Annotated in this window: 9 protein-coding genes; 4 read left to right on the top strand and 5 right to left on the bottom strand. The window is 43.4% G+C overall.

Annotated elements, in window-relative coordinates; all coding sequences use genetic code 11:
* Nucleotides 1-1,609: tetratricopeptide repeat protein (locus WBA23_RS21360; protein ID WP_424584312.1), on the bottom strand; the 1,609-nt coding region annotated here is incomplete at its 3' end.
* Between the two features lie 153 nt (nucleotides 1,610-1,762).
* Between WBA23_RS21360 and WBA23_RS21365 the strand changes: the two genes are divergently transcribed.
* The 3 genes from WBA23_RS21365 to WBA23_RS21375 are packed head-to-tail and all read left to right on the top strand — an operon-like array spanning nucleotide 1,763 to nucleotide 4,401.
* Nucleotides 1,763-2,482 carry an SDR family oxidoreductase gene (locus WBA23_RS21365; protein WP_424584313.1) on the top strand — a complete coding sequence of 240 codons (720 nt, stop codon included), beginning with the start codon at nucleotides 1,763-1,765 and terminating at the stop codon, nucleotides 2,480-2,482.
* Between the two features lie 20 nt (nucleotides 2,483-2,502).
* On the top strand, nucleotides 2,503-3,684 hold the full coding sequence (locus WBA23_RS21370; protein ID WP_424584314.1) for a glycosyltransferase family 2 protein: 1,182 nt from the start codon (nucleotides 2,503-2,505) through the stop codon (nucleotides 3,682-3,684).
* A gap of 51 nt (nucleotides 3,685-3,735) precedes the next feature.
* Nucleotides 3,736-4,401: a metal-dependent transcriptional regulator gene (locus WBA23_RS21375; protein WP_424584315.1), complete on the top strand. Its 666-nt coding sequence runs from the start codon at nucleotides 3,736-3,738 to the stop codon at nucleotides 4,399-4,401.
* On the opposite strand, the gene WBA23_RS21380 is transcribed toward WBA23_RS21375, so the two are convergent.
* Genes WBA23_RS21380 through WBA23_RS21390 form a run of 3 tightly spaced genes read right to left on the bottom strand, consistent with a single transcriptional unit; the run spans nucleotide 4,388 to nucleotide 7,593 of the window.
* On the bottom strand, nucleotides 4,388-5,713 hold the full coding sequence (locus WBA23_RS21380) for a neutral/alkaline non-lysosomal ceramidase N-terminal domain-containing protein (RefSeq protein WP_424584316.1): 1,326 nt from the start codon (nucleotides 5,711-5,713) through the stop codon (nucleotides 4,388-4,390). The genes WBA23_RS21375 and WBA23_RS21380 overlap by 14 nt on opposite strands.
* A gap of 29 nt (nucleotides 5,714-5,742) precedes the next feature.
* Nucleotides 5,743-6,270: a hypothetical protein gene (locus WBA23_RS21385; protein WP_424584317.1), complete on the bottom strand. Its 528-nt coding sequence runs from the start codon at nucleotides 6,268-6,270 to the stop codon at nucleotides 5,743-5,745.
* 54 nt (nucleotides 6,271-6,324) lie between these two features.
* Nucleotides 6,325-7,593, bottom strand: coding sequence for a glycosyltransferase (locus tag WBA23_RS21390; RefSeq protein ID WP_424584318.1), 1,269 nt, complete (start codon nucleotides 7,591-7,593; stop codon nucleotides 6,325-6,327).
* 58 nt (nucleotides 7,594-7,651) lie between these two features.
* On the opposite strand from WBA23_RS21390, the gene WBA23_RS21395 reads away from it, so the two are divergent.
* Nucleotides 7,652-8,242 carry a tRNA-(ms[2]io[6]A)-hydroxylase gene (locus WBA23_RS21395; protein ID WP_424584319.1) on the top strand — a complete coding sequence of 197 codons (591 nt, stop codon included), beginning with the start codon at nucleotides 7,652-7,654 and terminating at the stop codon, nucleotides 8,240-8,242.
* Nucleotides 8,243-8,256: 14 nt separating this feature from the next.
* Here the strand turns inward: WBA23_RS21395 and WBA23_RS21400 are convergent, their stop codons facing one another.
* The gene (locus WBA23_RS21400; protein ID WP_424584320.1) at nucleotides 8,257-8,481 is read right to left on the bottom strand and encodes a hypothetical protein; all 225 of its coding nucleotides are present in this window, start codon (nucleotides 8,479-8,481) and stop codon (nucleotides 8,257-8,259) included.
* Between the last annotated feature and the right edge of the window lie 134 nt (nucleotides 8,482-8,615).

The following is an 8,615-nucleotide window of genomic DNA, read 5'->3' on the forward strand; positions in this document are numbered from 1 at the left end:
CGTGAATAGTGAAGTCTTTCGGATTTTTGGGCCCGTAGGCGGCTTTCTGTACCAATATCTGACGCTCTTCGTCTAGTAGGTAGATCACGCAATCTTCTAAACCCAGTTGGGAAATACAGTTCTTCGCCACATCCCACAGAATTTCATCTACAGTATTCTTACCAAATAGAGAAGAAGCAAAATAATTCACCGTATCGTCGGTAGCTTCTAGCTGCTGCTTAGTTGCCTCTATCTCTTCTTTCTGGCTGGTAATCAACTCATTGCGAGCCTCTAGTTGACTAGCGTAGGCTTTTCTAGTTCGAAATTTCTGGTAATAAAGTACCCCCGCTAAAAGCAACAATAGACTAGAAACTCCGAGCGTCCACTTCCAACGATTTTCCAACGTAACGCGCTCGTTCAACGAAGCTAGTTGCAAAGTTTGAGACTCGATCTCGCGGTCTTTTTGTGCTACTTCTAACTGCACCTGCTGCGATTTATACAGTGCCGCGGTTTGCTCATTATAAATACTATCTTCCCAGGCTTGGTAATTCTTATAGTGATTAAGTGCTTGTTCCCACCGACCAGCTTGCTGATAAGCGTGTGCGAGGGCTTCTTCCGCTTTAGACTGAATTGTTGGAGTTCCTAGCGTGTCAGCAATTGTCTTCACTTGGCTTGCGTATTGAATACTTCTTCTTGAATTACCCTGCTTGGCCTCTAAGCGAGAAAGATTAAATAAAGCGGAGGCTTGTAACTCCTTTAATCCTAGTTGCTGAGCATCTTCAAGGGCAGTCAAAAAATAAACTTCGGCCTGATTGGGATTAATGATTTGAGGAAATAGCTGTTCCCCATTTTCGGGAGTAGAGCGAAGATAGATATCCCCCAAGCCTAATAGTACTTGTATCTTTTCGGACAAAAGGTTGTTTTGCGTAGTATACACAAGCATACTGTCCAGTAGGGTTTGAGCGGTGGTGAAATTTTTCATACTAATGTACAGCAACCCTAGGTTTAGCTGAGCGGAAGCTTTTCCTCGATTATTATCTATCACTTGATAGCTTTTTACCGCTTTTTGGTAGTAAGATTCTGCCTGCTGATAATCATCCTGACGTTTAAATAAGCTGCCCAGATTATTGCTGCTGCGGGCAATTCCAATGGCGTAGTTAAGCGAATCGTACAGTTCTTCAGCCCGCATCTGATAGCGTAATGAGGTAGCATAGTCCCCTATTTGCTTGTAAACTAAGGCTAAGTTATTATTATTCTCAGCTACCATCAGCGTATAATCAGCCTGCTGAGCTACTTGACTCGCCTCCTGAAAGGAGCGGATGGCTTCGGAATGAATGTTTTGCATACCGTAGCAGATTCCCAAAAAGTTTAAAGCTCTCGCTAAAATGGTAGGCTGGGTCAAGGTACGAGATAGTTCAACTGCTTGCCGCGCGTAGCTTATCGCTTGTTTAGTATCCTGAAAGCGAACTTCGTTGGTAAGACGGAGTAGCGTTATTACATAAGCCGTATCCTTCTCCTCAAACTGTTCCAGTACATTGCGTAAGCTATCGATTTCGTGAGAAGCTTGTTGAGCTACCAGACTAGTTGTAGCCCAAGCAGAAAATAAATACGTAGCGATGAGGCGTAACATAGCAAAATAGGTAGTAGGCAAACGCTGCAGTAGATATTGCTAATGGAAACGTTCAGTAGTGGCTGAGATTGAGTAAAAATAGGAAATCGTGAAGTTTGACCAAACTCTTTACCGAAAAACCAGTAGAATATACAGATTATAACTAAAACACGTATGCAAAATTTAGAAAATAAGGTGGCTCTGGTCACCGGCGGAAGTAAAGGTATCGGCTACGGAGTGGCGGAAGCCCTAATAAAAGAAGGAATGAAAGTCGCCATTACCAGCCGCTCGCAGTCCAGTGCGGATGAAGCCGCCGAAAAACTTAATCAAGCTAGCAAAGGAAAAGCATTAGGTTTGGAAGCTGATGTGCGCGATATGGAATCGCAGCAGCAAGCGGTAAAAAAGCTAATGGATGAATGGGGGCAACTGGATTTGTTGGTGGCTAATGCTGGTTTGGGCCACTTTGCCTCTATTGAAGAATTAACCGCTGAACAGTGGAACGAAATGATTGATACCAACCTTACTGGGGTATTCTACAGCGTCAAAGCTAGCTTAGATGCGCTGAAGAGCTCGCAGGGTTATATTATCACGATCTCGAGCTTGGCCGGAACTAACTTTTTCGCGGGCGGGGCGGGTTACAATGCTACTAAGTTTGGTCTTACGGGCTTCACCCAAGCGGTGATGTTGGATTTGCGCCAGCAGGGTATTAAAGTATCCACTATTATGCCGGGTTCAGTATCAACCCACTTTAATAACAATCAACCCGATAGTAGCGGAGATTGGAAGATCCAGATAGAGGACTTAGGTCAAATGGTGGTAGATCTAATGCACATGCACCCCCGTACCTTGCCGAGTAAAGTTGAGGTGCGACCGAGCCAACCGCCCCAGAAATAGCAATTATAACAATTACCGTATTGCAAATTGTTGAGGTTTTCTGGTGGATTTGCTTACTATTGGTGGTTTATACCTACGTAGGCTACGGAATTGTGCTACGCTTACTAGTTGGTATAAAGAGGCTTGCTGGTAAAGAAGATAACAATACAGCTCAACTGAATTATTTTCCGGAAGTAACCGTAGTTATTGCCGCTTATAACGAGGTAGATTTTATTGAAGAAAAGATTCAGAACACTCTTCAGCTTGACTATCCGCCGAATAAACGGCAAGTAGTAGTTGTAACCGACGGCTCAACCGATGCTACCCCTGACATTGTTCGTCAGTACGCTGAAGTAAAACTATTGCACCATCCCGAACGAAGGGGTAAAATTGCAGCCGTGCATCGAACAATGAAGGAGGTAACTACTCCTATTGTTATTTTCACTGATGCGAACACCTATTTGAACCCTGAAGCGATTCAAAATATCGTTCGTCACTATCAAAACCCAAAAATTGGCGGAGTGGCAGGAGAGAAGCGGGTGTATATCGCTGAAAAAGATTCGGCCAGCGGGGCCGGAGAAGGGTTTTATTGGAAGTATGAGTCCGCACTGAAATCTTGGGATGCCGAACTGTACTCGGTGGTAGGAGCGGCCGGTGAACTATTCTCAGTGCGTACGGAACTGTACGAGGATATTCCGAAAGATACCATTATTGAAGATTTCTATCTAACCCTGAGAATTGCTCAGAAGGGCTATCGTATTGCCTACGAACCGGATGCATTTGCCTTGGAAGGCCCATCGGCTTCAGTAAAAGAAGAGCTAAAGCGTAAAATAAGAATTGCGGCGGGAGGCATTCAATCCATCGTGCGATTGAAGCCCTTGCTAAATATTTTTCGCTACGGTATCCTTAGTTTTCAATATATTTCTCATCGGGTGTTGCGTTGGACAGTTACTCCGTTTGCTTTAGTCCTGGTGTTTGTTCTAAATATTTTTCTTTATAGCCAGAGCGATTTTTATAAACTAATTTTCTACGGTCAAATACTGTTCTACTTGGCAGCTTTAATAGGGTATGTTCTGGAGAATAAGTCAATCAAGATTAAAGCATTTTTTATTCCCTACTACTTCTTTATTATGAACTACGCTGTTTTCCGAGGAATTCTACGATATCTACGAGGTAGTCAATCGGTCACTTGGGAACGGGCTGAACGATCGAGTGTTCCATAGCTTTCGTGAATTTCTGCTACTTGATCAGTAGATTTTTTCTACCTTTGGTCTATGCCCGTTATGACCACCCGTACGGTAGAGAATTACTTGAAAGCTATTTTTCATCTTTCTCGAGAGCAAGCCGAGCGCGTATCGACTACCCAGATTGCTGACCATTTGGGTGTGAAATCCTCCACGGTTACCGATATGATCCGTAAGCTAGAAGAGCAGCAATGGGTAGAGTATACTAAATACCAAGGGGTTGAACTAAGTGATAAGGGACGAAGCATTGCGTTAAGTATTATTCGGAAACATCGGTTGTGGGAAGTGTTTTTAGTAGAGACGTTGGGGTTTGCCTGGGACGAAGTACATGAAATCGCTGAGCAATTAGAACATATTGAATCAGAGAAACTTATTAATCGCCTTGATGACTTTTTGGGCAATCCCAAAGTAGATCCGCACGGTGATCCTATTCCCGATAAAGATGGGGTAATGGATGGTGGCGAGGCCCGTCTTCTTTCAACCCTGGCGGTAGGGGAAACCGCTAAAATAGTCAGAGTTACGCAAGACGAACCTAGCCTGTTGAATTTTTTGTCGCAACAAGGGCTAAATTTGCAGACACAAATCCGGGTAGACAGTATATTGGATTTTGATCGATCTATGATTCTACAAGTAGACGAGCAGCTTATCAGTGTGTCAGATAAAGTGGCTAGCCATATTTTTGTTAGTGAGGTGTAAGCGACAAATATCTATTAATAATATCAGTCACGTAATCGCCTGTGTAAGGTCCGTACCAGTTAATACTGCGAGTTTCTCGATGGTTAAGGTGATAATGCTCCGAAGGAATGAGGTAGCCAATATATTCTCCGTTAAAACTGGTAATAATGGCTGGGTTCGTCTCCGCCCCGATACGATTATACAGCAGTCCTGAAAAATCACCGGGGGTGCCTACTAACGTTAGCTCATTGAGTTGTAGAAAGCTAATTTTTGGGAAGTGCGTTCCTAGGAATTGTCGAAACCATAGCGGACGAACCCGCCAATTTTCGGTAATTCGTAGTTGAGGATCGCCTAGTGGAAGGTTAACTTCCGCAAATCCGAGCTGAGTTACAGAATCGTAGGGGAGGCTATCAATAGCGGTTAATAGCGGCGAGGCTATATGACTGGCGTAAGCTTGCAGTTTTTCGTAAGAAAACAGGCCAACTCGGTGGGGGCTATGGCTACCCACTGCTCCGGCGGCAAACATAGCAAATTCAACGGCAGCATCACGTTCCAACTGCCGAACTAGTTCACCCGGATAGTCAGCCGAAAGGTTCTTTAATTTTGAATCAGTGAAGGTAGCATGGGCGGGAAAACTACTAAAAATCGCTTTAGTACCGTCTTCTTTCTGAAAGTAGATTGCTCGTAAGTAGGGTTCCACCGGACCGCCTCGTATTAAACGATTATTTACCAAGGAATCTAACGCAAACTGAACGTAAGCAATTTTACCAGGCAAAACCCGCTCATGAGCTTCCCGTAGCGAAGCAATCGTCTGATTTACCAGTAATTTAACTAGGTTGGGATCATACCAATCGGCAATTAGCTCACGACCAAAACCCTGCTCCCAACCGCCGTAGCCTTTATGCGTGTGGATAGCACTGAAGTAAACATAATCTATTCCGACACTTGATAAAGCTGCTTGTACTTGCTCTACCACCAACGGCGGGGTCAACATCAGATCATAGGATACAATACCCACCACCATCGTATCTAATCGCAGTATTATTGAGCGTACCCAAAGTGAGTCTTGTACCCTTTGGTAGTCTCCTTTCCAGCCGTAGCCCATTAGATGAGCAGGTTCAGAAGGAGTGATATTCCGTTTGCTCCAACCAACTTCAAACGTACCATTTTGATTTAGAAGAAAGGAAGTACTATCGAGCTGCTGAAGGGCTAGTTGATAATAAGGCTGCTCAGCGAGAGGACGATGATCGACTCGTTGAAAGAGCGCAAAATAAGTAATAAAACTAATGAGTATTCCTCCTGCGGCTGCCCGAAGGATCTTTCGCCCTGCCATACCATAAAGGTACGCAAATTGCAATCAGTTTAGCCGGTCTGTAGGGTAGAAACTTCAGCCTTCGGAAAAATACTACCGCTCAGATGTAAGTTGTAATCATCTAATAGCAAAGCCATCGCAATTGATAAATTCAGGTACTTCTCCTCGTTTACTCTCAGCCGAACTTGATGCTTATTGAGCAAAGAAAATCCGGGCTGAACGGACATAATTGCCACCTGACAACCATTTTGAGAGATAATACTTTTGGAACCACCCAAATGATAAACTTCTAAAGTCGCAGTGGTTAAATCGCATACCCAATGGCCGATTTGAATAGGGCGAATGGTTACTTTTGGGCGATTGGCTTCTTCCAGTAGGTAGTCGTGAGAAAAAGGAGATTGTTTTCTCAATGAAAAGATAGTCTGACCCGAAGGCGTTTTGCCAACATGCCGGTGCCAATGAATACCGATAGGGCGAGCTATCGTTAGGTACATATCGTCCTCGATTCGCACTTGCCGCTTAGTCCAGGGCCAAGGTGATTTTCCGCTGACATTTACATTATGAGGATATGCAGTCATCTTGCTATTCTATTGAAAAATTCAGAGCAAAGTTTAAAAAATATTATGGCTATTTCAATAATTCTGCCTATCTAATTTTCGATACTTAGTGAGTAATTCTTTAGCTGTATACGGCCTATTTGACTTTAATATACAAAGTTTTTCTAATAATTTAAATCCCGCTTCTTCAGCGGAAAGTGGTGGGTAAAAATGATCGCGGGTATAGTGAATATACTTCAATACCCGGAACCCGTCCCACCAGGCGAAAAAACGCTGACGAAATACTGACCACGAACGAGTGTTAGCTTGTAACTGCTTCCAAGTTTGATCAAAATCTTGACTTTCGAGAAAGTGCTGTATCGATGGAGGTAGCTGTTCCACATTACTAATATCACGGTGATACCAGTGATGAATTTGGGTAAGAAACGTTTTTAAATCTTCAAAGGATTGTGGATGGTACAGGGATTGGTGACGGCTGGATTGAGCTAGCCAATCTAACTGCGCTTTCCCCGTGCCAAACGGAACCCGGTTAGAAGTGCGAGCCGAGGGGTAAACAGTGGCAGCCGTAGCTTGAGTCAGCTTCCCCAATGGGGCTACTTTGTGCAAGAAGTAAAAATCTTCTCCCGCCTTGCGCCGGTTCATTCCTCCGCTTAGTGCGTAGGTTGAAGTTCGGCAGCCCATGCAAGAGCCTACTGTATGAAAGGCGTGAGGAAACTCGGCGTATCGTAAGCCACTAATGTAGTAACGCAAAAACAGTTCGTAATAAACAATGCCTTGCTGTAGTTCGGGCAGCTCAATTAGCGACAAATCATGTTCGAAGTAAACGGTTACCACGGCGGGGCTTTGAGCCAGCCAATCTTGCTCTACAGTTTGTAAGTAGTTAGTAGACACCACGCAGTCAGCATCCAGATTCATAATCAACCCATCGTAGCCAATGGAAATAAAGCGGCGAAGTGCTTCATCCATGCCAATTTTACGGGCCAATCCTACTCCAGCGTGCTTCGGAGGTAAATCATTAGCATGAATAATCTGGCAAGTGAGAAACGAGGGTTGCTCTCGCTCAATCCAGTAATTAATCTGTTGCTCACTTTTTCTGTTTTGCTGAAGCACCTCATCACGTTCACTAGAGCTACTATTGATTACAATCAGTATTTCTACTGGGAATTGAGGCGGTTGATTAGTAGCCAATGATCGGAGCGTAGCTACTATATCAGGTTCGTCGTAACAAGGAATCACCCAGATAACTTTGGTATTAGGATTAAGGCGACTTGCTAGTTGGGGCGGGTAGCATTTAAATCTTTTAAAGTATATTTGACCAATAGTATCGAGACGTGATTGAGGCATAGATATAGTGCCTTCCTTTTTCTATTTGGCAAAATTTGATTCAAATTCAAAGCGAAGTATGGTACAACATAAAGTTGAGTTATCAGTAACCTCTAGTCAAGCCTGGTTAGAAACTGTTTTAAAAGACTTTAATCAGTTTTTGCAAGATCACGCCGATTGCGAACGAAAGGCATCAGCCATGGCAATGAGCTTTGTCGCTAAATATCCCGAACGGCACGAAATAATTCCTGAACTAATTGAAACCGGTATTGAAGAGTTAGAGCACTTTCAGCAGGTTTACCAGCTAATGCAACAGCGGGACGTGCCTTTAGCCGCTGAAATGGCTCCAGACCTTTATATTAAGCAGTTGATGGCATTAGGTCACGGCGGTACGCCTCAAACACGCTTTAGGGATCGATTGCTGTTGGCTTCACTTATTGAATGCCGGGGGTGCGAACGGTTTAAGATGATAAGCGAATACGTAGAAGATCCTGAACTACAGCGATTTTATAAGGTGCTTTGGGCCTCCGAAGCAAAACATAGCCATAACTTTATTCATATGGCACTACGCTATTTTGATGAGGGCGAAGTGCTTGATCGATTAGATCAACTCGTTGAAGCCGAAGGTAATATTGTTCTAAATTTGCCTCTGAAAGCGGCACTGCACTGATTTAGAAGAACTAGCTATTTACTAAAGAATCCATCAATAGTTGCGGGCGCATTCTCTATGGTTACATTAGCTTGCTTGAAATGAGAGCGAATATCGTTGATATAACACCAAGTCTCTTGCACTTTTCCTTGTTGTATGGTAGTAATTAATACTGCCTCTCGATCTAATGCTAAGTAAAGATCCTTCTGTTTACGAAGTTGAGCTTCCTGTTCAGCTTTGGAGAAAAGGTAAACTGACAAGACAAGGAGTATGAAAATGCAAAAAACAAGCAAAATAGTAGTCATATAAATAGCATTTAGACAGTAATAAAGGTAGTCATAGCTAATACTATAAACTAACATAGTATTACTTTAGAACTTACATAATGAGAGGT

Origin of the sequence: Tunicatimonas sp. (genome assembly GCF_049647865.1) — a bacterium.
GTDB lineage: Bacteria > Bacteroidota > Bacteroidia > Cytophagales > Cyclobacteriaceae > Tunicatimonas.

Bases quoted from the DNA above. Each gene is read 5' to 3' on its own strand.
- WBA23_RS21365 (WP_424584313.1), top strand. From the start codon at position 1,763: ATGCAAAATTTAGAAAATAAGGTGGCTCTGGTCACCGGCGGAAGTAAA.
- WBA23_RS21375 (WP_424584315.1), top strand. From the start codon at position 3,736: ATGCCCGTTATGACCACCCGTACGGTAGAGAATTACTTGAAAGCTATT.
- WBA23_RS21380 (WP_424584316.1), bottom strand. From the start codon at position 5,713: ATGGCAGGGCGAAAGATCCTTCGGGCAGCCGCAGGAGGAATACTCATT.
- WBA23_RS21385 (WP_424584317.1), bottom strand. From the start codon at position 6,270: ATGACTGCATATCCTCATAATGTAAATGTCAGCGGAAAATCACCTTGG.
- WBA23_RS21390 (WP_424584318.1), bottom strand. From the start codon at position 7,593: ATGCCTCAATCACGTCTCGATACTATTGGTCAAATATACTTTAAAAGA.
- WBA23_RS21395 (WP_424584319.1), top strand. From the start codon at position 7,652: ATGGTACAACATAAAGTTGAGTTATCAGTAACCTCTAGTCAAGCCTGG.